Annotated in this window: 13 protein-coding genes; 8 read left to right on the forward strand and 5 right to left on the reverse strand. The window is 67.7% G+C overall.

Annotated elements, in window-relative coordinates; all coding sequences use genetic code 11:
- The first annotated feature begins 6 nt into the window (after positions 1-6).
- From P0D62_RS11115 to P0D62_RS11135, 5 genes are all read left to right on the forward strand, one after another.
- Positions 7-1,233 (forward strand): glycosyltransferase, encoded by a 1,227-nt coding sequence (locus P0D62_RS11115; protein WP_275702620.1) that lies wholly within the window; start codon positions 7-9, stop codon positions 1,231-1,233.
- A gap of 128 nt (positions 1,234-1,361) precedes the next feature.
- Entirely contained in the window at positions 1,362-1,565 is a 204-nt protein-coding gene (locus tag P0D62_RS11120; RefSeq protein WP_275702621.1) for a CopG family transcriptional regulator, read from the forward strand.
- On the forward strand, positions 1,562-1,933 hold the full coding sequence (locus P0D62_RS11125) for a type II toxin-antitoxin system death-on-curing family toxin (RefSeq protein ID WP_275702622.1): 372 nt from the start codon (positions 1,562-1,564) through the stop codon (positions 1,931-1,933). Before P0D62_RS11120 ends, P0D62_RS11125 begins: the two co-directional genes overlap by 4 nt.
- Before the next feature lie 140 nt (positions 1,934-2,073).
- Positions 2,074-7,626 carry a glutamate synthase-related protein gene (locus P0D62_RS11130; RefSeq protein ID WP_275702623.1) on the forward strand — a complete coding sequence of 1,851 codons (5,553 nt, stop codon included), beginning with the start codon at positions 2,074-2,076 and terminating at the stop codon, positions 7,624-7,626.
- Entirely contained in the window at positions 7,623-9,359 is a 1,737-nt protein-coding gene (locus P0D62_RS11135; RefSeq protein ID WP_275702624.1) for a diflavin oxidoreductase, read from the forward strand. Before P0D62_RS11130 ends, P0D62_RS11135 begins: the two co-directional genes overlap by 4 nt.
- 87 nt (positions 9,360-9,446) lie before the next feature.
- On the opposite strand, the gene P0D62_RS11140 is transcribed toward P0D62_RS11135, so the two are convergent.
- The 5 genes from P0D62_RS11140 to P0D62_RS11160 all read right to left on the reverse strand — a co-directional run bounded on the left by P0D62_RS11140 (position 9,447) and on the right by P0D62_RS11160 (position 20,817).
- Positions 9,447-10,526 (reverse strand): bifunctional glycosyltransferase family 2/GtrA family protein, encoded by a 1,080-nt coding sequence (locus P0D62_RS11140; protein ID WP_275702625.1) that lies wholly within the window; start codon positions 10,524-10,526, stop codon positions 9,447-9,449.
- 9 nt (positions 10,527-10,535) lie between these two features.
- A complete protein-coding gene (locus P0D62_RS11145; protein ID WP_275702626.1) occupies positions 10,536-11,471 on the reverse strand; it encodes a phosphodiester glycosidase family protein in 936 nt (311 codons plus the stop codon).
- Between the two features lie 93 nt (positions 11,472-11,564).
- Positions 11,565-17,936 carry a DUF7927 domain-containing protein gene (locus tag P0D62_RS11150; RefSeq protein ID WP_275702627.1) on the reverse strand — a complete coding sequence of 2,124 codons (6,372 nt, stop codon included), beginning with the start codon at positions 17,934-17,936 and terminating at the stop codon, positions 11,565-11,567.
- Positions 17,937-18,133: 197 nt separating this feature from the next.
- On the reverse strand, positions 18,134-18,943 hold the full coding sequence (locus tag P0D62_RS11155) for a hypothetical protein (protein WP_275702628.1): 810 nt from the start codon (positions 18,941-18,943) through the stop codon (positions 18,134-18,136).
- Between the two features lie 98 nt (positions 18,944-19,041).
- A complete protein-coding gene (locus P0D62_RS11160; protein ID WP_275702629.1) occupies positions 19,042-20,817 on the reverse strand; it encodes an ATP-binding protein in 1,776 nt (591 codons plus the stop codon).
- A gap of 98 nt (positions 20,818-20,915) precedes the next feature.
- On the opposite strand from P0D62_RS11160, the gene P0D62_RS11165 reads away from it, so the two are divergent.
- The 3 genes from P0D62_RS11165 to P0D62_RS11175 all read left to right on the forward strand — a co-directional run bounded on the left by P0D62_RS11165 (position 20,916) and on the right by P0D62_RS11175 (position 24,578).
- A complete protein-coding gene (locus tag P0D62_RS11165; RefSeq protein ID WP_275702630.1) occupies positions 20,916-21,410 on the forward strand; it encodes an NUDIX hydrolase in 495 nt (164 codons plus the stop codon).
- Positions 21,411-21,412: 2 nt separating this feature from the next.
- The gene (locus tag P0D62_RS11170; RefSeq protein ID WP_275702631.1) at positions 21,413-21,847 is read left to right on the forward strand and encodes a hypothetical protein; all 435 of its coding nucleotides are present in this window, start codon (positions 21,413-21,415) and stop codon (positions 21,845-21,847) included.
- Positions 21,848-22,040: 193 nt separating this feature from the next.
- Complete coding sequence (locus P0D62_RS11175) at positions 22,041-24,578, forward strand: PEP/pyruvate-binding domain-containing protein (RefSeq protein ID WP_275702632.1); 2,538 nt, start codon at positions 22,041-22,043, stop codon at positions 24,576-24,578.
- Positions 24,579-24,604 lie beyond the last annotated feature (26 nt).

Genomic DNA, 24,604 nt, shown 5'->3' on the forward strand with positions numbered 1-24,604 from the left:
CCGGCCATGGCGACGGTGCTCTTCGGCGCGGTGATGTTCAACCTCGCCGAGGTCACCCGGATGATCGAGATCGCGAGGGCACTAGACCCGCGCCACACGCCCGTGTTCTTCGGTTTCGAGGATGATTACGTCTCGCTGGTCACCGGCGCCGGCTTCGAGTACCGCGCACTGGAGCCAGCCTGGACGGCGGAACAACGGTTCCAGGCGCTGCGCTTCGATCAGGCCAAGACGCTGCGCAATCCGTTCACCGTCGAGCTCGTCGCAGCGAGGGTGGCCATGGAGCGCGCCCTGATTCGCGAGACCGGGGCGGAGGCGGTGGTGATCGGCACCAACGCCACGTCGATGATCTCTGCTCGGGCAGAAGGGGTGACGCTGTGGTACGCGGTGCCGTTCGCGCTCACCCGCCCGCACATCGCGCAGACGCGCCGGCTGGGCCTCGTGCCTGGGAACGGACGCGGGGCGGGTCTGTTGGACGTCGTCGCCACCCGGGCCTTCCGCTGGATCTACAACCACGCGCCGCTGGGACCTCGATCGTTTACGCGGGTGGCCCGCGCCAACGGGCTGCCCCCGCTGCGGACCGTGGTGTCTCTCCTCGAAGCCGACCGGAACCTGCTCACCGTCATGCCTGACGAGTTGCGCGGGTACACGCTGCCGGATGGGTACGAAAGGGTCGGGCCGATCTTCGCTCACCTGGACGCGCCCATGCCGGAACTGGTGCACGAACTTGCCTCCCGGTCCGAGCCCTTGGTGTATCTGGGGCTTGGGTCTTCAGCCAGCCGCACGGTGGCGCTCGCGGCAGCCCGTCGGTTGGGCTCCCTGCCGATCAACGTCGTCGCTCCGATCCGCCACTACCTGAGCCCGGGTGACGCGCTGCCGCCCAATGTGCACGTTACCGATCTCATTCCTGCGCACCGGCTCGACGGGCTCGTCGACGCCGCCGTTCTTCACGGCGGCCAGGGCACGGTGCAGACCGCCTGCGCCACCGGCGTCCCATTCGTCGGGATGGGGCTGCAGCCGGAGCAGGCCTGGAACGTGGCGGTGTGCGCGGCGCGAGGCAACGCGATCGCACTCTCGCCGCGAGACGCCGGAACGCCGAAGCTCAGCGATGCCGTGCGCCGGTTGTCGGAGGAAGGCGCCTTCCGGCGAACGGCCGCCGAGGTGGCCCGCGAGTACGAGGCCGAGGACGGCGCCGCCGCGAGCGCCCGCCTGATCGAGGAAGCCCTTGGTGGGTGAGATGTGTCGAGGGAGTATCTCGGGAATCCGGTGCCTCTTCCTCCCACGTTTTCGATGAGCTTGCCGCTTTTCGACAATTCGGAGGCGATCTCGGTGCATGATGATACCGGATTGGTATCATTGTGGGCATGGCCATGACTTTGAGACTCCGACCCGAAGACGAGCGCGCCCTCGCGGAACTCGCGGAGGCCGAGGGAGTCAGCAAACAGGAGGCGACCGTGCGTGCGATTCATGAGGCTGTCTCGCGGCGGCAGCATCAGGGGCGGGTGCGTGATCTTTCGGCGGCGGCTCGTGAGCGATATGCCGACGTTCTCGAGCGTCTCGGCCGGTGACGACCTTCCTGTCGCTCGAGGACCTGCTCGCCCTCATCGAAGATCTGGGGGTGGGTCCCGTGCGGGATCTGGGTCTTCTCGACTCTGCCGCGCACCGGCCGACCTCGGTGGTGTTCGGCAGCGACGTCTACCCGAGCCTTGATCACAAGGCAGCTGTGCTTCTCGAGTCGCTCGTGAAGAACCATGCCCTTGTCGATGGAAACAAGCGTCTGGGATGGCTTGCGGTCGTCGTCTTCTACGGCCTCAACGATGTCGATCTGGACGCTCCGGATGACGATGCCTACGATCTCGTCATTGGCGTCGCGTCGGGACAGCTGGGGTACGAGCACGTAGCGCTCCTTTTCGCGCACTGGAGGACGGCATCATGACCAGTGACAGCCAAACGCTCAACCTCGTGTCGCACGTGTAACAACTCGGTTTCATGGCTAGGAAATTGGTAAGGGCACTCTTACGCTAATCAGCGCCGCGAACGTCGTGGTGCGTCAGTGAGCCGACACGGGAGCTGCATATGATCGAGCCCAGCCTCGGGCTGTACGACCCTCGCCTCGAGAAGAGCGCGTGCGGCGTCGGCTTCATCACCCGCAAGGACGGCACGCAGAGCCATGACGTGATCGCCCGCGGAGATCAGGCGCTCTGCTCGATCCCGCACCGCGGTGGCATGTCGGCCGAGGGCGTTGGCGACGGTGCCGGTGTCAACATCGACCTGTCGGTCGCGTTCTTCAGTGCGCTGACCGGAGTCGAGCTCGAGGGCGGGCGCTTCGGTGTCGGCAACTTCTTCCTGCCCGACGATCGCGAGCAGTGGGCCCGTGCCCGCGCGCTCATCGACGATGCCCTGGCCGACGCCGGCCTCGAGACGATGCTCGTCCGCGAGGTTCCTGTCGATGCCAGCGCCATCCGCCCGCGCGCTCTGGCCTACCAGCTGCCGATCATGCAGTGGGTCTTTCGTCTCGATGCGGCGAAAGCCGCTCCCGCAGGTGCTGTCGCCGACCGCGACCGGATCGACCGCGCCACCAACGCCGCGCTGCTGGCCGTCGAGGCGAAGGCCTACGCGGATCCCACCCTCGCAGGGCTCTATCCGCTGTCGCTCAGCGCACGCACCCAGGTTCTCAAAGGGCGACTGAACGCCGGCGAGGTCATCTCGTACTTCACCGATCTGCGCGATCCGCGGCATGCGGTGCGCTCGCTCTACTTCCACACGCGCTTCTCCACCAACACCGAGCCGCACCCCACGATGGCACAGCCGTTCCGGTTGATGGCGCACAACGGCGAGCTCAACACCGACCGCAAGAACCGCATCTCCGACGAGGCGCTCGCCAGTGCGCGGCGCCGGAGTATCGTGCGCCCGCCGGGGCAGTCCGACTCCAGCCGCCTCGACCAGACGCTGCAGAGCCGGGTGTTCGACGACGGCCTCGACCTCGTCGAGGCGGTGGTCTCGCTGATGCCGCCGGCGTGGGAGAACGATCAGACGCTCACCCCCGGCATCCGCGCGATGCTCGAGTACTTCTCCCTCTATGAGGAGAAGAACGACGGCCCCGCGGCGTTGATCTTCAGCAACGGCGACGTGATCGGCGCGCGCCTGGACCGCTTGGGGTTGCGGCCGCTGCGCACCGTCGAGACCTCGGAGTACCTCATGGTCTCCTCAGAGGCGGGCCAGGTCGCCTTCCCCGACGAGGAGGTCACTCGACGAGGACGGATCGAGGCCGGCGGCATGCTGTACCACGATCATCGCGACGGACGCACCTATCGCACGCGCGAGGCGCTGGAGCTGCTCTCGGAGTGCCGGGATTATGCGAGGTTGCTGGACGAGGCGCGCGTCGATCTTGACGCGCAGCCCGCGCCCGCGTTCCACCGGGGGACGTCCACCCTCGGCTATGACGGCGATCTCACGCTCGCGGGCCGCTACGTCGCCTATTCGCTCAACCAGGAGAGCTTCCGGTTCATGATGGACCCGATGCTCGCCGACGGGTCTGAGCGGATCACCGCGATGGGTTACGGCAACGCGATCAACGCGCTTTCCGATCAGGAGGGCGGGATGGCGAAGTACTTCTCGCAGCGTTTCGCGCAGGTGACCAACCCGCCGCTGGACTCGCTGCGCGAGGCCGACGGCATGAGCATGCGGGTGGCGCTCGGCGCCAAGCCCGACGGCGGAGAGCAACGGCGCAAGCAGATCGTGCTGTCGTCGCCGATCCTCGGTCACCTCGACATGGTGCGCCTGCGTGAGCAGCGGATCTCGCCGCTGCGTCGCTTCGACCTCCTGTTCGAGCCGGATCCCGCGGATGCCGAGCGCAACGCCGAATCGGTCGTCGCGGCGCTCGATTCCCTCTGCGATGAGGTCACGGCGTTCGCGCGCGAAGAGGGCGGCATCGCCCTGCTGTCGGATCGCGCGATCTCCACGACGCGCGCGCCGATCCCGCTGCTGCTCGCGATCGCTGCGGTGAACCAGCGGCTCATCGACGACGGCCTGCGGCTGCGGGTCTCGCTGGTAGCCGAGAGCGGGCAGCTGCCGTCGTCGCACCACATCGCTGCGGCACTCGGCTTCGGAGCGTCCGCGGTCTACAGCCTCAGTGCCCGGCTGCGCGCGGAGGAGAAGTATCCGTCGGCACCGGCACCGGCCGGTGAGTACACCGACACCGACCGCGCCTTCGCGAGGTTCCGCAAGGCCGCGGAGAAGGCGCTGGGCAAGACGATGGGCCGCGTGGGCCTCTGCACGGTCGAGAGCTACATCGGCGGCGAGTTCTTCGAGCCCAACTATCTGGACACGAACGACCCCGTGCTGGCGCGCTGCTTCCCGCATATGGCGACGCCCGTCGGCGGGGTCAGTTTCTCGCGCATCGTCGCAGCCGCCGCGGGGTGGCACGCACGCGGCTGCGTCGTCTCCGCGGAATCGGAGGTGCCGCTGCTGGGACTGTTCAAGGAACGCTCCGACGGTGCCGGCCATTCATTCGGCACGACGGCGGTCCGCGGTTTCGCCGGCATGACCGAGGAGCCGCACACGTTCGGCACCGACGAGGCCGACCAGGCCGACGACGCTGATGGTTCCGCGCTCAGCCGCCTCACGCTCGGCCAGCTCGACGACGCGTTCGGGCTCACCGATGACGTGTATGTCCACAGCGGCCTGGCGGCGCTCACCGACGCGCAGATCGATGAGTTCGGCCTCACCCCCGGCTATCGCGCCTTCCGCGAGGCGACGCGCGCCGAGCGTTCGCGGCGCCCGTCCGCCCTCCGTGACGTGCTGGCCCTGCCGGCGGATGTGGCGGGGCTACGCACCGCCGGGGAGTTCAACGATGAACTCGGACGTTTCTCGACGGTGGGCAACGCGAGCATTCTCGTGCGAGGCCTCGACGTGCGTCATCTCGGCGACGGGCGTCACCGCGTCCGGTTCATCGATGCGGCGGCCGCGACGGCCGAGCGCTACGAGGCGTTCGCGGAGTTCGTCGCCGCGTTTGCGCCCGGCGACCTCGACAGCTGGAGCGTCGACGATGACGGGCTTGAACTCGTCGTGCACGGCCATGCGGCGGAGCTGCTCGACCTGCTCGAGCCGGCACCGTCGAGCATTCCCCTCGCCAGCGTGCAGCCGGCCCACGAGATCACCCGCTGCCTCGCCTCCGGCGCGATGAGTCACGGTGCGCTCGTCGCCTCCGCGCACGAGGCCGTCGCACACGGGACGAACATGGTCGGCGGTATGTCGAACTGCGGTGAGGGCGGCGAGCACCTTTCCCGCTACGGGACGATCCGCGGGTCGCGTATCAAGCAGTTCGCGTCGGGACGCTTCGGCATTTGGGCGGGCTATCTCGCGGACCCCATGCTCGAAGAGCTGGAGATCAAGATCGGTCAGGGGGCCAAGCCCGGAGAGGGCGGCCAGTTGCCCGCGCCGAAGGTGACCGTCGATATCGCCGCCGCGCGAGGCGGCACGCCAGGGGTCGAGCTGATCTCCCCACCGCCGCACCACGACACCTACTCCATCGAAGACCTTGCGCAGCTCATCCACGACTGCAAGGCCGCTCGCGTCCGGGTCGTCGTGAAACTCGTGTCGTCGGAGGGCATCGGCACGATCGCGGTCGGCGTCGCGAAGGCCGGCGCCGACGTGATCAACGTCGCCGGCAACACCGGCGGCACGGGTGCTGCCGCCGTCACGAGCCTCAAATACGCGGGCCGCTCGGCCGAGATCGGCGTCGCAGAGGTGCACCAGGCGCTCGTCGCGAACGGACTGCGCGACAAGGTGGTGCTGCGCTGCTCGGGCGCCCATCAGACCGGCGGCGACGTGGTGATGTCCGCGCTGCTCGGCGGCGACAGCTTCGAGTTCGGCACCACCGCGCTCATGATGCTCAAGTGCGTGATGGCCAAGAACTGCAATATCAAGTGCCCCGCCGGGCTCACCACGAACGCCGAGGCCTTCGACGGTGACCCGCGCGCGCTCGCCCAGTATCTCCTCAATATCGCCCACGATGTCCGCGAGATCCTCGCGCGCCTCGGCCTCCGGTCGTTGCGCGAGGCGCGTGGCCGAACCGATCTGGCGCAGCTGCTCGACCACCCCGCGAGCGTCGGCACCCTCGACGTGCGCGCGATGCTCGCGCGGGTGCCCGAACGTCACGTGCCCGACCCGGTGTATCTCGAGAAGAACTTCGCGGTCGACGACGCACTCATCCGAGACGTTCGCGCCGCGCTCGTCGATCGGGCGGAGCCGAGCATCGAGCTGGAGGTCGGCAGGTTGCGCAACAGCGACAAGACCGTCGGCGGACAACTCTCGATCGACATCGAGCGCATGCTGAACCACGAGTTGGACCAGTCGACGTTGGCGGCGCTGCCGTCGGTGTACACCGACGAACGCGGCCGCAGCTGGCTTGCCGACGGCACCATCCGCATCCGCTCGCACGGCTCCGCAGGCCAGTCCTATGGTGCGTTCTGCAACGACGGCATCGAACTCCTCCACACCGGCACCGCGAACGATGGCGTCGGCAAGAGCCAATGCGGCGGCCAGATCGTCATCCGCACCCCCGGTGGCGGAAGCACGACGCCGGGCGGCAACGTGCTCATCGGCAACTTTGCGCTGTTCGGTGCGACGGGCGGGCGCACCTTCGTCGAGGGCGAAGCCGGCGACCGGTTCGCGGTGCGCAACTCCGGCGCAACAGCCGTCATCGAGGGCTTCGGAGACTTCGGCTGCGAGTACATGACCAACGGCGCGGTGCTCAACCTCGGCTCGGCGGGCAAGGGCCTGGGCAACGGCATGAGCGGCGGTTTCCTCTACCAGTACGACCCCGAGGGCACGATCCGCGACCGGGTCAGCGCCGATTCGCTGCTCGTCTTCCCGATCACCGACCAGGAGCACGGCGCATTCCATGAGGATGCCGTGCTGCTCCTGCTGCGCTGGCATCGGGACGCCACAGGGTCGGCGCTCGCGTCGCGCCTGCTTGCCGAGTGGGAGACCGAACGGCAGCACGTCTTCTGCGGCATGCCGCGTGCGCTGTTGCTCACCCAGGATGCCGACGCGATCCTCGCAGCCTCCACCCGCAAGGCGCTGCTCGACGAACTCGCGACCTCGGTGGCGACCGAGAAGCTGCGTTCGTTCAAGCTCGACTACCGCGCGGGCCGCCCCGTGCTGGGCGGCCGCGTGCCCCGGGAGCCCTCCGACGACTGGTTTGGCCTGCTCTCCGCGTATACGGTGCTCGCCATCGCCCGCGACCTCGCGCAGCAGCGCGTGCCCGGTGCGACGGGTCCGGACGACCCGCGCGTCCACGACGCGGCTCGCAAGCTGGTGCTCACCGAGGACTTCTTCGTCATGCAGAAGGTGATGAAGTACCTCCGCGGGAAGCTCGACCGCTTCGACGACACCGAGCTGGCGACCCTCGTCTCCATCCGGCGGCTCGCCGATTACACGCGCTCCCTCGAGCTGCGCAACGTCCGTGGGATGGACGCGCCCGGCACCTATGGCTGGATCCTGCACCAGCAGATCAAGAACGCCGCGCGCAGCGATTCCGCGCGCTTCGACGAGCTGCTCGCCCAGTCCGCCCTTGATGACCTCGCGGCGGGCGCGGCGAGGCTCCTAGCGAAGGCAACCTCATGAGTCTCCTCCAAGCGCTGCCCGACGCGCCCTTCAGTTCCGAGCAGCAGGCGTGGCTCTCCGGCTTCTTCGCGGGGATGGTCGCGGCGCGCAGTGACGACCCAGCCACGGGCACGGCGGCCACGCTCACCGTCGACGTGCTGTTCGGCAGTCAGACCGGCACGAGTGAGTTCCTCGCGGAAGACCTCGCCGCCGCCGCTCGCGCACGCGGGATGGCGGTGACGCTGCGTCCGCTCGACGACATCACGCCCGACGACCTGCCGGGCATGGGTCGCGTGCTCGTCGTCACGTCCACCTACGGCGAGGGCGAGATGCCCGACAATGCCGAGCTGTTCTGGGAGGCGCTGGCCGCTGACACCGCGCCCCGGCTCGAAGACGTGCGCTTCGGTGTGCTGGCGCTCGGCGACAGTGGCTACGACGACTTCTGCCAGGCGGGAAAGCTCATCGACCTGCGGTTCGAGCAGCTCGGCGCCGCCCGTCTGCTCCCGCGCGTCGATTGCGACGTGGACTACGAGGATGCGGCGAACGCCTGGATCGACGACGTCATTGCTCTGCTGGCGGCCGAGGCGCCGGGATCCGCTCCCGCGCCGGCATCCGGAGCCCCCGCAGCACCCGCGAGGCAACGGCCGAAGTGGAACCGCAAGTCACCCTATTCCTCGCGACTCGCGGAGAACCGGCTGCTGTCGGGCACGGGGAGCGCGAAGGAGATCCGGCACTTCGAGCTGGATCTCGGCGACAGCGGCATCGAGTACCAGGCCGGCGACGCGCTCGCGGTTGTGCCGCGAAACGACCCGAGCCTCGTGGAGTTGCTGCTGGAGCGTCTGGCCCTCGATCCCGAGATCGAGATCGGCGGCGCGGCCCTGCGCGCCCAGCTGGCGCAGGGTTGGGAGATCTCGACCCCGTCCAAGGATCTGCTGGCCCTGCTGGCTGAGCGCGCACCGCGCAGCGAGTTGGGAGATCTGTTCGCTCGCGACGAGCGCGAGCCGCTCGAGTCGTGGCTGTGGGGCAAGGACACGCTCGATCTGCTGCATGCGGTGCCGGACGTCCGGCTCGACGCGGCGGACATCGCGGCCGTGTTCCGTCCCCTGCAGCATCGTGCCTACTCGATCTCGTCGAGCCCGCTGCACAGCCCGGATCGCATCCATCTGACCGTCGCGGCGGTGCGCCACGGCAGTGCGCGCGTGCACCACGGAGTCTGCTCGACGTTCCTCGCCGACCGCCTCGGCGATGACGATCCGGTCGGCATCTTCCTGCAACCCAACACCGCCTTCCGCCCGCCCGTGGACGACGCTGCACCGGTCGTCATGATCGGTCCTGGCACCGGTATCGCCCCGTTCCGAGGCTTCCTGCAGGAGCGTGCGGCACGCGGCGCGACGGGGAAGAACTGGCTGTTCTTCGGTGACCAGCATCGCGCGTCCGACTTCATCTACGCCGACGAGATCGAGCAGTACGCCGCCAGCGGTCTGCTCACCAGACTCGACCTCGCATTCTCGCGCGACCAGCAGGAGAAGATCTACGTACAGACGCGGATGCGGGAACAGGCCGCCGAGCTCTACTCGTGGCTGGAGGACGGCGGCCATGTGTACGTATGCGGCGACGCATCGCGGATGGCCCGCGACGTCGACCGCGCGCTCACCGACATCGTGGCGGCGCAGCGCCGCCGGGGCGATGACGACGCCGCCGAGTACGTCGCAGCGCTGAAACGGGACAAGCGCTATGTGAGGGACGTGTACTGATGGCCTCGCATCCGAACGGCCCCGACGACGCCGCCTGCTGTGGCTGCGACCGTGTCCACGACGCCCGGGAGCAGATCGCCGCCTCGCTTACTGGCGGGCGTAAGAGTCCTGGAGCACCGGGGTATCTAGGCGCGGCGATTCGGGGGAGAAGACCACAGAGCGCTGCATCGCGTAGCTGGCGATGAACAGCGCCGCCTCGGTGGCGATCTTCGCGACGATCAGCGGGATGCCGATTCCGGTGAGGGCGCTGAGCAGGCCGTAGTTGGCGGCCAGCAGGATGACGGCCAGTCCGCCGTAGCGCAGCGCTGCGGTGCGCGCCGGAACCTCGCGGCCATGGCCGAAGACCACGCTGCGGTTTACCACGAAGTTCACCGACGCGCTGATCAGGCGTGCTCCGACCACCGAAGCCAGCAGGTGGCCGGTCAGGGCGTTCAGCACCAGCAGGGCGACGGTGTCCACGCCGAAGGCGAGCAGGCCGGATCCGGCGAAGCGCAGCAGAGGGGCGTAGATGCGGGCCGAGTCGCGCAGCGGGCGGAAATGGCTGGAGGAGTTGCCGTCGGTATAGATCGTCTCGATCGGCACCGTCGCCAGCCTCACGCCCGATTCCGGGGCGCGTAGCAGCATCTGGAACTCGTACTCGAAGCGGTCTCCGGGGAGCGTTTGCGCCCAGTCCATCGCCGCGGGCGAGAGGGCGCGCAGCCCGGTCTGGGTGTCGGGGATGTCCTGGCCCGTCGCGGCCCGGTAGGCCCAGCGCGTGACGGTGTTGCCGAGTCGGCTGCGCGCCGGAACCTCGCCGGCGAACGCCCGGCAGCCGAGCACCACCACCCGGTCGTCCTCCGGCGCATCCTCCAGGGCGGCGGCGACGGCGACGATGTCCGCGGCGGTGTGCTGGCCGTCGCAGTCGGCTGTGACGACGGCCGCCCCGGGCCAGACGGAGGCGATCGCGGCGAAGCCGGTGCGCAGCGCCGCCCCCTTGCCGCGGTTCTCCGTGTGAGCAAGCACCGACGCGCCGACGCGAGCGGCCGCGTCGAAGATCGGGGCATAGGCGGGGCCCGAGCCGTCGTCGACGATCATGATCGGGGTGTGGGGAAGGCGCAGGCTGAGCTCTCCGACCAGGGTGACCAGGCGCGAGTCCGGCTCGTACGCGGGGATGAGGATGACGAACATGGATGGCTCCTAACCGATGTAGAGGATGTCGCTGGTGGCGCGCTCGCCGCCGTTGGAGGGGTGGTTGACCACCTCGCCGTCGAACCAGAGCTCGCTGGAGCCGCCGCCGTCGAGGTTGTAGGCGGTCGTCGCGCCGAGATCCTGCATGAGCTGGGCCAGCTCCGTCATCGACATGCCTCGGCTGTAGCCCCGCTCGCGCCCGTCGACCACCACGAAGACGAAGTGGTTCTCGTCGATCACCCCGATCGCGGTGCGGGGATGGGTGCCCTGGACGGAGTGATTGCCGACGTTGGTGTCGATCTCCACCTCGTCGATGCCCTCGACGATCTGGCCGTCGTCCACGAGCGCCGGCCCGAAGCTGAGGGTCTGCCAGGCGCCGTCGGCGAGCAGCTCGTCGGCGGAGGTCTCGGTCTCGTCGTAGATCGCCATGGTGCCGTCGCGGTAGATCACCAGGCCGGTGCGGGCGGGGTCGTCGCGGTAGACGACGCCGTTGCGGATCAGGATGCCGTCGTCACGGAAGCCGTAGTAGTCGCCGTTGATGGCCAGCCGGGCTCCGTTGTCCTCGGCCATCTCGCTGACCAGTTGGGTGATGTTGGTGCCGAACTGGTTTTCGGCGAAGGCGGAGCGGAGCTGGGTGGCGTCGGAGACCACGACGTCGGCCACGTGGTAGGTGACGGTGTCGTCGCCGCTGCCGAGGGTCTTGGTCTCCACCGTGACGGAGGCCTCGGACTCCGCGTCGTCGCTGTTCGCGGCTGCTGGAGTGGCGGACGCGGTCTGAGAGGCGGCCTCGTGAGCCGCCACGTCGGTGATCTCGACGTGCGGGATCAGAAAACGGTCGAGTGCCCATCCGGTGGTGCCGCCGAGCAGCAGCAGGACGGGCAGCACGACGGCGAGGAGGGTGCGGCGCAGGCGCCGGGGACGGGAATTCGCGGTGCGTCTGGTCATGTGTTCCGTTGTACGGAACGAGGTCGTGGGCGGGATATGGCCGGCCTGTGGGTCTGCTGTGGCCTGGCGTGGTCGGCAAGATTCCAGCGGAATCTACAGGTGGCTTTCAGGGCCTCCGGTCGAAAGCAGTCTCCTCCTGCGCATGATCAGTACGCCTGCGCTGACCATGAGCACCAACCCACCGACGGTCCACAGAAGGTCGCCCGGGCCGCCAGCGAGAGGTAGCTCGAAGGCCTTGAGGTCGATCACTCTGATCGTCCACGTGCCGTTGTCTTCGCTCACGGTGACCTGCGGATGGTCGCCGTGCACGACGACCGAGCCGTCGGCGGCGATCTCGAACGGCACCTCCTCGGCGAGGAGGGAATAGCCCTCGGGAGCGCGGGTCTCGCGCAGCCAGTAGTGGCCGACGGGGATGCCCGTCAGCTCGACCATGCCCGCCATGTCTCCAGGCGTCAGGGCAGGATCGGCCAGCGGCGTGGCTGCCGGCTGCCCTCCGTCATCGGCGAGCACCTCGAAATCGGCGCCGTAGATCGGCTGCGGGCCGCTGGGGCCATCGACCATCTTCCACACCCGCACGGCGCCGGCGATGTCGGTCGAGGTGCAGGTCTGGTACCGCGGATTGGGCTGGCAGCCGTCCGTCGGGGGAAGGTCGCCGTCGTTGAGCAGGAAGTTGTCCGCGACGCTGTTTCCGCGCTGCCCGTTGGGCCTCACCTCCACGTGGTACTCGATCGTGTAGATGGTGCCGTCGGCGGGAACCGTGCCCGTGAGCGCGATCTGATTGCCGGTGCGGGCGGCGGCCAGCGTGGCCAGCCCGGGCGGCGAGCCGGGCTCGAGCACCACATCGGCGTCGTCCAGCACGTCGGCCAGATGATCGACCATGTCGACCGTGGCGGGAATATCCCCGGAGTTGCGGAAGTGGAGTTGATAGCTCAGCACCGTTCCCGCGATCACGGAGTTGCTGCTCGAGGAGACGGTCTTCCAGTACTCCAGGCCGGCTGCGGGCACGCTCACCGGCGCGCAGGCGGGGTGTCCTGGTATGGCATTGCGCTCGTCCACGCAGACCTCGTTGAACAGCGTGTATTCGCCGTCGTCATTGGCCCCGGTATAGGTGACGGTGTAGGTGAGGATGACGGGGTCGTCGACCGCGAGCTCACCCCTCCACGACAAGGTCTTGGCGACCGGATCGAACTCCGCAAAGCCGAAGTTGCCGTTGATGGAGTTGAGGGTGGCCTTGTCCAGGACGGCGCTCATGTCGTCGAGCATCGTCGCGGGGGCGTCATCCGTGTACACGCCGGGGCCGCGGTTGATGAGCGTCACGGTGTAGGTCACCTGTTGTCCGAGCATCGGCAGTTCGGTCTCGTCGGCGGTCTTGGTGACCTCTAGGCGAGGCAGGAGGGTGAGCGTCTCGGCGCACGAGTCGTCATCGACGGCACATGTGGTGGGCTTCTCCGGGCTCATGGGGTTCTCCGGGATCCATGCCATGTTGCGCAGTTCGCCGTTGGTGACCTTGCCGATGGTCACGGTGTAGGTGATCTCCACCGTGGCGCCGGCGGCCAGCGGTCCCGACCAGCGAAGCATCTTCGTGGCGGGGTCGAAGGTCGTGGTGCCGACCTCGGGGCCGCCCGGAGCGCCGGCGAGCTTGGCGGTGACGCCCACCCAGTTCGCCTCGTCGAGTACGTCGCTCAGGTCGTCGACGACGTGGGCCGGCGTGAACAGCGTGTATGCGCCAGCTCCGGTGTTCTCCAGTGACACGGTGTAGCTCACGGTGTCGCCGGGACGGCTGTCGGCCGTGGCGGTGGTCTGTTTGGTGACCGCGGAGGAGCGGGTGACGGGCGGGCAGCCGGTCACCATCTGGGGGAGACCGTATCGGCTGCGTGATCCGGCGGCCAGAGCGAACCCGCTCTGGGTGAACGCCGGGGTGGCAGCGTCGGGATTGGTGACGACGTTGAGTGCGGATCCGGCCCAGGTTGCGACATACATGCGACCATCCGGGGCCCTGCGTACTTGGCCACCGTCGCCCGCCAGTTCGCCGAGGAGTTCCTCGGTACCCTTCACCTCCGACCCGGTAGTCGCGCCCGCGACGCGGTACCGGTAGAGACGGCCGGTGTCGAAGATCTTCGTCGTGTACACATAGTCGCCTGCGGGTGAGAACTCGGCGTTGTAGCCGTGCCTGCCAGTGTCCGCCCCTTCCAAGAGCTGCCATTCGTACCGCTGCCGGATCTTGCCCGTGGCGGCGTTGAAGTTCAGCATCCTGACCTTGGACGATCCCGCGGTAGCGAGTGGGCCAGTAGTGGTCAGCTGCACGAGTTGGGTGTAGTCGGCGTTGAAGGCGAGTGTGCCGTACCGGTTGCCATTGTTGTTCGACATGGTGCTGACCACCGGGATGCCCGTCACGGGGCCGTCGGCGTCGAACTCGTAGGCGAGGATGTTGGGGGAGTTGTTGGTGTAGGTCAGCACCCAATAGCCGTCGCCCGTGGCGTTGGGTGCCGCGGTGATCGCTTCCGACGCGGTGTTGCTGGCTCCGAGGTTGACGTTCTTCGTGCTGGTCACAGCGCCGAGTCCGTTGTTCTGGGTCATGTCCACGACGGAGTAGCGCAGTTGGCCGTTCTTAGCGGTCTGGTTCACGTCGGTGTTCGTGGTGACGACGAAGAACTTGCCTGGTTGACCAGCCACCGGGAAGGAAGCCACCGTTTGCGTTGCCGAGGCGTTGCCGGTCAGGTCGGTTCCGTTGACCATGACGTTGCTGTTGCGGTCGAACACGCTTTGGCCGTTGGACCAGAACTGCAGGTTGCCCTGCTCGTCGGTGACGACGGTGGAGCCTTCCGTCGTGGTTTGGGTGGTGCGGAAAGGCTGACTGGTGGTGCCGCTGGCACCGAAGTCGATGCCTGCCTGGGTGCCGAAGAACCAGAAGCGTTCGGTGCCGCGTCGGTCCTCGACCGGACAGACCAAGGGAAGTGTGGGCATCATCGTCACCGTCTCAGCGCAGGAGTCGTCCTCCTCGGTGCAGGTGGCGGGCTTGATGGGGTTAGCGGGATCGTCGGGGATCCAGGCGATGTTGCGCAGCTTGCCGTCCAGGTCGTCGCCGATGGTGATGGTGTAGGTGATGTCGACGGTGGCATCAACGGCCAGCGGTCCGGACCAGCGCAGCAGCTTCGTTACCGGGTTGAAGGTGAGGGTGCCCACATCCGGGCCGGCGGGAGCGGAGGCGAGTTTGGCTGACGCGCCCACCCAAGTCGACTCGTCGAGCACCTCGCTCAGGTCATCGACGACATGGGCAGGAGCGGCGCTGTTGTAGGCGCCGGCACCGGTGTTATGGAGCGACACGGTGTAGCTCACGGTGTCACCGAGACGGCTGGCGGCCGACGCGGTGGTTGTCTTGGTCACTGACGAGGAGCGGGTGACGGGCGGGCAGCCGGTCACCATCTGGGGCAATCCGCCCTGACTCGTCGACCCCGCAGGCAGCGGAAAACCGTTCTGAGTGTAGGTCGGGGTGGTCGCGTCGGGATTGGTCACGATGCTGAGCGCCGTTCCGTTGGTGTTGGCGACGTACATGCGTCCATCGGGTGCCCTTCGCACCTGACCGCCCTGGCTTCCCATCGACCCGAGGTACAGCTCGGTGTCTTTCACCTCCTCCCCGGTGGTTGCCCCGGCGATGCGGTAGCGGTAGAGACGCGAGGTTTCGAAGACCTTAGTCGCGTACACGTAGTCGCCCGAGGGTGAGAAGTCCGCGGCGTAGCCGTGCCGGCCTGAGTTGGGCGCCGCCGGCTTCATCGGCATTCCCCACTCAAGACGCTGCTCGACCTCGCCGGTGGCCGCATTGAAGTCCAGCAGCCGCAGCTTGGACCAGGTGCCGGTGCCGTTGGTTCCCTGAGCCGTCAGCTGCACCAACTGTGTGTAGTCGGCATTGAACGACAGCGTGGCGTACCGGTTTCCGTTGTCGGAGGGCATAACGCTGATCACGGCCTGGCCTGTGACGGGACCGTTGGCGTTGAATTGGTAGGCGAGGATGTTGGGAGTGCTGTTGGTGGAGGTGAGCACCCAGTAGCCGTCGCCGGTTGCGTTGGGCACGGCCGTGATCGCCTCGGACGCCGTGTTGGCCTGCCCGAGAAGGACGTTCTTCGCCGTGACGGCACCCAGCCCGCCGTTCAGCGTCATGTCCACCGTGTGGTAGTGCAACTGCCTCGTGGTGCTGTTGTTGACGTCGGTGGTGGTGGTGATAAGGAAGAACTTCCCAGGCTGACCCGCCGCCGGGAAGGAGGCCACGGTCTGCACCGCCGAGGAGTTGCCGAGCAGCCCTGTCCCGTTGGACATCACGCCCCCGTTGCGGTCGAACACGCTTTGGCCATTGGACCAGAACTGCAGGTTGCCCTGCTCGTCGGTGACGACGGTAGAACCTTCGGAGGTGTCCTGAGTGCCTAGGAACGCCGCTCCAGGGGCTGTCCCGGTGGCTCCGAAGTCGATGCCTGCCTTGTTGCCGAAGAACCAGTAGCGCTCGGTGCCGCGTCGTTCCTCCGCGGAGCAGATCATCGGCAGCGGCGGCATCTGGGTGGTGGTCTCGCCACAGGGGGCGCCGGTTGCGGAGCAGCTCTCCGGTGTGGGAGCCTCGGCGGGATCAGCCGGGCTCCACGCGATGTTGTGCAGCTTGCGGTTGGATACCGTGCGCTCCACCACGACGTCGTAGGTGATAGTCACGGTCTTGCCCATGGCGAGCGGGCCGGTCCACGTCAGGCGCTTTGAGACCGGATCCCACACGGGCGCGGTGACGTTCACTCCGTCCACCTTGGCGGTGGCGACGCCGGTGAAACTCGCGTCGTCGACGACATCGGTCAGATCGTCGAACAGATGTACGGGGTTGCTGGAGGTGTAGTGGGCGTCGCCGGTGTTGGTCAGGTTCACCGTGTAGCTCACGGTCTCACCGGGGAGGGTGAGTTCGGTGGCCGTGGTGGACTTGGTGATCTCCAGATCCGGATCACACGGAGAGCCGAAGTTGTCGAGCCAGCTGTCGTCGTCACCGCTGGCGCCCTCGGCGCCGATGTAGATCTGCTTGAGACTGCCCAGGATGCGCTGGAACATCGCGGCCGGAGGGGCGGAGCCGCTCGGCCCGTCGTCGTAGGTGAACGGGCCGGTGAGCCATCGGCTGCGACTCAGCGGGATGGTCACCCGATACCACTCGCCTACGTCGCGCACTTGGTTGGTGGTGAGGAACCAGATTCGTTCGCCGTCGGTGCTCTCGAGCGCGATGTACATCGGGTAAAGGAACCCGTTTTTCTCGGGGATGTAGTAGAAGTCATAGCTGAAGCTATGCCCCACCAGGTTGCGGTAGTCGGTGACGTACCCTCCGGCCTGCAGATCCGGCGAGACGAACTCGGTCCAGTTGGTATCAAGGTCGTGGGTGTGCAGCGCGCCTCCGGGGCGCCCGCCGGTCGGCACGCGGACGGCCGGGTGCCGCGCGATCGTGTCGTCGATGCCAAACTCGGTGCTGCGCACCATCCAGCCGGCGTTGTCCTCCTCGAAGGTGGTCACGGTGCAGCTGCCGAGGAACAGCGGGGGCGGCGGGTCGATCGTCGTCGTGGTGGCGCCACACGGCTCCCCGTCGGGAGTGACCGCCTGGCTGCCACCGCCCGTCGGAACCTCGCAGCTCGCGGGTGGGGTCAGGTCGGCCGGATCGGCCGGCGACCAGGCGACGTTGGACAGCACGCGGGGCTGGTCAGTGAGGCGGTCGAGATGGATGTCGTAGGTGATCGTCACCGTCTTGCCGACGGCGAGCGGGCCGCTCCAGGACAATCGGGTGTTTCCGGCGCTCCAGGTGGGTGCGGTGACCGGGCTGCCATCGACCTTTGCCGTCGCGGTGCCGGTGAAGGTGGCGCCGGCCGCGCTCATCACGTCGGAGAGATCGTCCTCGATACGGGCCGGGTTTCCCACCGTGTAGTCCACGATCCCGGTGTTGGTGGCTGTGATCTGGTACGAAACCGTGCTGCCCAAGGCAGTGGGCGCCGACGCCGTGGCTTGCTTCGCGATCGCCAAGTGGGGAGGGATCCCGCTGCCCAGCGGGGAAAAGATAATGCCCGGATCGTCGGCAGGCGCATCAGCGGGCTGCTCTTCGTTGCTCGGCTCGTCGGAGGACTTCTTCTTGCCGGCCGGCTTGTCGTCAGGCTTCTCCTGGTCGGTCGGCTCGTCGTCAGGCTGGTCCTCTCCGGTCTCGGCGGGGTCCGCTTCTTCTTCCTCGTCCTCGGGAGACAGAGGGGTCGATTCTTCGTCAGGTGAGGGCAGCTCCTCTGCAGGGGGCTCCTGGTCGACGACGGGGGTCTCGTCCTCGGCGGGAGGGGCCTGCACGGTGGGATCGGAGGGATCGTTCGATAGCTCAGACGATGCGTCCGGGAGTGAGGTGCCTTCGGTGCCCTCGTCCGCGACGGCGTACATCGAGCTGGGGAGGGTCGCGGTGTTGAGGAGGGTTGGCGCTCCCACCGCGAGCAGGGTGCACAGAGCAAGCGAAACCAAGCGGATGAGCGGTCGTCGTGACGACCTGCTGTTCCGCGCGAACATTTCGTCTCGCAACGATGCCCCTTCGATAGACCCCCCCGAGTCTTGGCCAGGGACAAGAGTAGCGAATCGGCACGGAGGAGACGACCCGCGGTCTCACCAGCGCGACGGACGGCCGCCGATCAGCCGAGATCGTCGAGCAGACCCATCAGAAGACCGAAACCGCCGACCATCATGGCGCCGGTGAGCAGGCCGCTCGTGGGGTCGTCGCCATAGCGGCGGTAGTAGCCCTGCGCCCACGGAGCGTAGTCGCGGTTCTCCCAGTAGGGAACCATGCCGTGGCCCGACGGCACCATCCGCACGTTGGGGCTCGCGCCCACTTGGACGCGCTGCGCGTCGGCCTCGCACGCGGGAACCTGCCGAGGAGCGCCGCCCTGGGGAGCCCAGGTGATGTCGCGGGTGGACGGGCCGTGTGCCGGATCGAAGAAGCAGGGCGGACGCTTGGCGGGCAGCGGCTGACCGTTCACCCGGGCACGCACGCACGCCATCGCGAAGCGGCCCTCTTCGAGGATCTCGGCGACCCGTCGGATGTCGACGTCGTACTGTGCGCGGACGAGGTGTTCCTTGGCCGCGTCGTAGGCATCGAGGGCTCGGGTGTAGTCCTGGTTGGCGTCGGCGTCGAGGGTGCGGCCGACGACGTCGAGGTCGAGATCGCGCAGTTCGGTGCCGAAGGTGGTGATGTCGGAGTCGCATGCCTGGCGTGCAGCCGGGGTGAGCGGGTAGACGGGCTGGGGGCTCTGGTGATGCCCCATCATCTGGTGCCCCATCGGGCCCATCAGCTGGCTCATGGGGTGGTGCCCCATCGGTGCCTGCGGATGCTGCATGAGCGGAGGAGCCTGCCGCTGGCGGCTGGAGATCTGTGCTGACCTACGCATGCCAGTGACGACGGTGCCGACCAGCATCACGACGAATATAAACAGCAGCAGGTCCATCTTTTCCCTCTCAACTTCCCCTCAAATGTAGCCGGGGACTCCAAGCACGTCGCTTGGAGTCCCCAGTATGTTCCGCGAGTCTGTGCGGTAGCTGTGAGCTACTCCGCGTCGACGATCTCGCAGACGACGAAGCCGCTGGTGATCGCGTCGCCGGCGGCCACCTTCAGCGCCGCGATCACGCCGCTGCGGTGGGCGTTCAGCGGCTGCTCCATCTTCATCGCCTCGATGACGACGACGGCGTCACCCTCCGCAACCTCGGTTCCTTCCTCGACGTTGACCTTCACCACCGTGCACTGCATGGGGGAGACCAGGGCGTTGCCACTGGGGGCCGAGACCTTGCTGCCGCCACGGTCGCGCTTGGTGGGCTTCTTCGCCACCTTGCTCGCCGCAGGGCGAGTGGCGGCGAAGCTGCCGGGCAGTTTGACCTCGACGCGTTTGCCGTTGACCTCGACGACGATGACCTCCGGCTCGTCCTCGTCTTCGGCTTCTCCCAGCAAGCCGGTGTAGGCGGGGATCGTGCCGGTGAACTCGGTCTCGATCCAGCGCGTGTGCACAGCGAAATCGCCGTCATCGGCGGTGTAGGCGGGGTCGTTCAGCACCGCCTGATGGAACGGCACCACCGTCGGCATGCCCTCGATCACCAACTCGTCGAGCGCGCGTCGCGAACGGGCCAGCGCCTGTTCTCGGTTCGCGCCGGTGACGATGATCTTGGCCACCAGCGAATCGAAGGCGCCGGGCACGGTCATGCCGACGTGGTAGCCCTCGTCGACGCGGACGCCAGGGCCGGATGGGGCGTGCCACTTCACCAGGGTGCCGGGGGCCGGCATGAAGTTGCGGCCCGCGTCCTCGGCGTTGATCCGGTACTCGATCGCGTGGCCGCGCACGTCCGGATCGCCGTAGCCGAGTTCCTCACCCTGGGCGATGCGGAACATCTCGCGCACCAGATCGATGCCGGTGACCTCCTCGGAGACGGGGTGCTCCACCTGGAGGCGGGTGTTCACCTCGAGGAAGGAGATGCGGCCGTCGGTGGCCACCAGGAACTCGCAGGTGCCCGCGCCCACGTAGCCGGCTTCACGAAGAATGGCCTTGGACGAGGTGTAGAGGGTTTCGATCTGCTCCTCGGTGAGGAATGGGGCAGGTGCCTCTTCCACCAGCTTCTGGTGACGGCGCTGGAGCGAGCAGTCGCGCGTCGAGACCACCACGACGTTGCCGTGCGCGTCGGCGAGGCATTGGGTCTCCACATGGCGCGGCTTGTCCAGATACTGCTCGACGAAGCACTCGCCCCGGCCGAAGGCTGTCACGGCTTCGCGTGTCGCCGATTCGAAAAGCTCGGCCACCTCGCCCAGCTCACGGGCCACCTTGAGACCGCGCCCACCGCCGCCGTAGGCCGCCTTGATCGCGATCGGCAGACCGTACTGCTCGGCGAACGCGATCACCTCGTCGGTGCCCGCGACGGGATCCGCCGTGCCGTGCACCAGGGGAGCGCCCACCTTCTGCGCGATGTGACGCGCCTTCACCTTGTCGCCGAGATTGTCGATGGCCGAGGGAGGAGGGCCGATCCAGATCAGTCCGGCGTCGATGACGGCCTGGGCGAAGTCGGCGTTCTCCGCGAGGAAGCCGTAGCCGGGATGCACCGCCTCCGCGCCGGAGCGCTCGGCGATGTCGAGCAGCTTGGCGACGTTCAGATAGGTGTCGGCGGGCGTCGCACCGTTCAGGGCGAATGCCTCGTCGGCGAGCGTGACGAACAGCGAATCTGAATCGGAGTCGGCGTAGGCGGCCACCGAGGCGATGCCCGCGTCGCGTGCGGCACGAATGACCCGAACGGCGATCTCTCCCCGGTTAGCGATCAGGACTTTGGTTATGGCGTTGGCCACGATGCCTCCTCAATAACGCTTCATCGGGGAGTGTATAGCCATCCTCTCGGGGCTGTCCGACGAAACACTCGTCCTGGGGAAGTGCCATGATGGACCCCATGCCGGTTCCACAGTTCATCCTGGATCTTCGCCGCCACATAGGCACCATGCCGCTCTGGCTGATGGGCACGTCGGTGGTGGTGCTGCGCGAAGGAGCGGGGGGTGCCGAGGTGCTCCTCGTCAAGCGCTCTGACAACGGCCTCTGGGCGCTGATCAGCGGCATCGTCGATCCGGGAGAGCATCCCAAGGTCACCGCCGTGCGCGAGGCCAAGGAAGAGGCATGCGTCGACATCAGCATCGAGCGGATGCTGTGGCTGGGTGTCACCGAGCCCAGCACCTACGACAACGGCGACGTGTGTCAGTACCTCGATCACGGCTTCAGGGCGCGCTACCTGGGTGGTGAGCCTGCCGTGGGTGACGAGGAGTCGCTGGAAGTGGCATGGTTCCCCGTCGACGATCTGCCGACGCCCCGTGCGCCCCGGGTGGACTACGGCGTGGGCTTGGCGCTGGAGGATCCGCGCGACGTGGCTCTCGACGACCTCGTCGGGACGTGAGAATGGGACGCCTCGCCAGACTCATTGCCGCCGCCGCGATCGGCGTCGGTCTCTCGGGATGCGCGGCGGCGGCCGAACCGACGCCGACGGCGCCTCCGAGCGTCGCGGCCCCCACCGTCGCGCCGGAAGGCGGGCTGCTGCTCACCGAGATGGGATTCCAGCACGCGCCGAAGGGTTTCTCGGTGCCGGCGTCCGTCGGGCAGGTGGAACGCGTCGACCAGGTCAACAACATCACCCTCGTCGCCAGCGCGCCGAGCGGGGAGGTCTTCGCCCAGTATCTGCGCGACCACCTGGAGGAGATGGGCTACGAGATCGTCGCCGACAAGGACGACTCGCTGCTGTTCGAGAACGAGGCCTGGGTAGGCGGCTTCACCGTCACCGACGGCCTGAGCGCTGTGACGCTACGCACCGACGCAGAGTCCTATCGGACCTCCTGACCAGCCTTTAGTACGGCTGCTTCCGTCGCTGTGGAGCGCGGTCTTGCGTTAGCGGGGGGGGGGGGGGGGGGGGGGGGGGCGCCCCCCCCCCCCCCCCCCCCCCCCCCCCCCCCGCTAACCCAGGATCGCCGCCTGACTGGACGAAATCAGCCTCGTTGTGGGGCTGTGGGGCGGACTCGCGTAGCGTGGGCATATGAACGCGCAGCGCCAGCCGAGCACCGGGATCGCGGGCCTGGATCAGACCATCGAGGAACTGCGGCTGGGCGACAACGTGGTGTGGCAGGTGGATCTGGCCAGTGACTTCGCTACCGTCGTCGAGCCCTTCATCGCGCAGGCCAAGCAGGACGGGCGGCGCATCGTGCACGTCCGGTTCGGGATCCGCGAGCCGTGGCTGGAACATCACGATGATATCGAGACGCGGATCATCGACCCGACCGTCGGCTTCGAGAGCTTCTCCGTCGAGGTGCTGAGCCTGCTCACCGAAGTGGGGCGTTTCTCCTACTACGTCTTCGACCCGCTCACCGACCTGCACGAGGCCTGGAACTCCGACCTCATGGTGATGAACTTCTTCCAGATCACCTGCCCGCCGCTGTTCGAGCTGGACACCATCGCCTACTTCGCGCTGCTGCGCCACGAGCACACCTTCGCCACCATCGCGGGCATCCGTCAGACCACGCAGCTGCTGCTCGACCTGCACCGGATCGACGACGAGCTGTACGTGCAGCCGCTGAAGGTGTGGCGCCGGCACTCGCCGACGATGTTCTTTCCTCACCTGCTGACCGGCGGCGACGCGATCTCCATCACCTCGTCCGCCCTCACCGCGAGGCTGTTCACATCGGTGACCCGCAGGGTGGACAACCCTGATCGCTGGGAGCGGCAGGTCGACGAGGCGTGGGCGGCCGTAGCCGGGAGCCAAGCCGAGCAGGAACGCGCCCGCGACGACCTGCTGGGCATGCTCGTCGGCCATCAGGGACGGATGACCGAGCTCTGCCGCACGTACATGAACCTGACCGACCTGCTCGTGGTGGCGTCGCGGATGATCGGCACGGGACGTATCGGAGGCAAGGCCGTGGGCATGCTGCTGGCCCGCTCGATGCTCGAGCACGACGAGCACAACCGGTTCTCTGGGCGCCTCGAGCCGCACGACTCCTTCTTCGTCGGATCGGATGTGTTCGTCAGCTTCCTGATCGGCAACGGCTGGTGGAACCTGTGGACCGCCCACAAGCAGGAGGGCTACTTCGCCGCCGCCTCCGAGCTGCACGAGAAGATCCCGCAGGGCCGCTTCCCGCAGCGGATCCGCGAGGAGTTCCTGCAGCTGATGGAGTACTTCGGATCGTCGCCCATCATCGTGCGCTCCAGCTCCCTGCTGGAGGACGACTACGGCAACGCGTTCGCCGGCAAGTACGAGAGCGTCTTCCTCGCCAACCAAGGCGATCCGGACACCCGGCTGCAGGCCTTCGAGGACGCGGTGCGCACCGTCTATGCGTCGGCCGTCGGCGTGGATGCGCTGCGCTACCGGGCCGATCGCGGGCTCGGGGAGCACGACGAGCAGATGGCCGTGCTGGTGCAGCGCGTCTCGGGCGACTTGTTCGGCGAACTGTTCTTCCCGTCCGTGGCGGGTGTGGCGAACAGCTCCAGCCTCTACGTCTGGGACTCGACGCTGCCCGACCGGGGAATGGCGCGGCTGGTAGTGGGTCTCGGCACCCGCGCCGTCGACCGGAAGGGCGGCGACTTCGCCCGCATCGTCGCGCTGGCCGAGCCGTCGGCGTCCCCCGGAGGCCAGGACGACGCGGGCAAGTACTCGCAGCGCCGCGTCGACGTGCTCGACCTGGCCGGCGACACGATCGAGACGGTGCCCATGGCCGTTGTGCGGCAGGCTGCCGCCAGGCTGGATTGGTCGCTGCTGGCCAGCCGCGATGTCGCGGCGGAACGCCGCCTGCGCGAGCGCGGACGGCCCGCCCCGAAGCAGCCCATGGAGGTGATCGACTTCGCCGGGCTGCTGAGCGGGGATCTGCCGCAGCTGATGGCCGACATGCTGGAGTGCCTGGCCGAGGCCTACGCGCACCCCGTCGACACCGAGTTCACCATCAACTTCGACCGTTACGGACAGCCGACGCTCAACCTGGTGCAGTGCCGTCCGCTGCAGACGCGTGGCGTGGGGCGCTCGGTGGAGCTGCCGGTCTTCGACGCGCAACGTTGCCTGATCAAGACGACCGGATCCTTCATGGGCGGCAATGCGCAGCTGCCGCTCGACCTGGTGGTCGCTGTGCGCCCCGACGCCTACCTCGCGCTCGGCGAGTGGGCGCGTTACGAGGTGGCGCGGATGATCGGCAAGGTGAACCGGCGCCTGGCCGGACGCTCAGCGCTGCTGATGGGGCCGGGTCGATGGGGTACCACGACGGCGTCGCTGGGCGTGCCCGCTCACTTCGTCGACATCAACAAGTTCGCCGTGCTGTGCGAGCACACCTACGCCGCCGGAAGCTTCCGGCCCGAGCTCAGCTACGGCAGCCACTTCTTCCAGGAGTTGGTCGAGGCTGACACCTTCTATCTGGCGGTCTTCGACGGTCGCGAGGGCACCCACTTCAACCCGGATCGGGTACTGGATCAGCCCAACCTGCTCGCCGAGATCGTGCCCGAGGCGGAGTCACTGGCCGGCGTGCTGCACGTCGCCGACGCAAACGGCCTGACCCTCTACGCCGATATCGTCAACCAGCAGCTGCTGATCCAATAGTGCCCTGACTACGCTCTTTGAGGTGC

The organism is Tessaracoccus caeni, from assembly GCF_029211185.1.
GTDB lineage: Bacteria > Actinomycetota > Actinomycetes > Propionibacteriales > Propionibacteriaceae > Arachnia > Arachnia caeni.

Coding starts and splice junctions, on each gene's coding strand:
- P0D62_RS11155 (WP_275702628.1), bottom strand. CDS start 18,943: ATGGACCTGCTGCTGTTTATATTCGTCGTGATGCTGGTCGGCACCGTC.
- P0D62_RS11145 (WP_275702626.1), bottom strand. CDS start 11,471: ATGACCAGACGCACCGCGAATTCCCGTCCCCGGCGCCTGCGCCGCACC.
- P0D62_RS11165 (WP_275702630.1), top strand. CDS start 20,916: ATGCCGGTTCCACAGTTCATCCTGGATCTTCGCCGCCACATAGGCACC.
- P0D62_RS11170 (WP_275702631.1), top strand. CDS start 21,413: ATGGGACGCCTCGCCAGACTCATTGCCGCCGCCGCGATCGGCGTCGGT.
- P0D62_RS11135 (WP_275702624.1), top strand. CDS start 7,623: ATGAGTCTCCTCCAAGCGCTGCCCGACGCGCCCTTCAGTTCCGAGCAG.
- P0D62_RS11175 (WP_275702632.1), top strand. CDS start 22,041: ATGAACGCGCAGCGCCAGCCGAGCACCGGGATCGCGGGCCTGGATCAG.
- P0D62_RS11130 (WP_275702623.1), top strand. CDS start 2,074: ATGATCGAGCCCAGCCTCGGGCTGTACGACCCTCGCCTCGAGAAGAGC.
- P0D62_RS11115 (WP_275702620.1), top strand. CDS start 7: ATGGCGACGGTGCTCTTCGGCGCGGTGATGTTCAACCTCGCCGAGGTC.
- P0D62_RS11140 (WP_275702625.1), bottom strand. CDS start 10,526: ATGTTCGTCATCCTCATCCCCGCGTACGAGCCGGACTCGCGCCTGGTC.
- P0D62_RS11120 (WP_275702621.1), top strand. CDS start 1,362: ATGGCCATGACTTTGAGACTCCGACCCGAAGACGAGCGCGCCCTCGCG.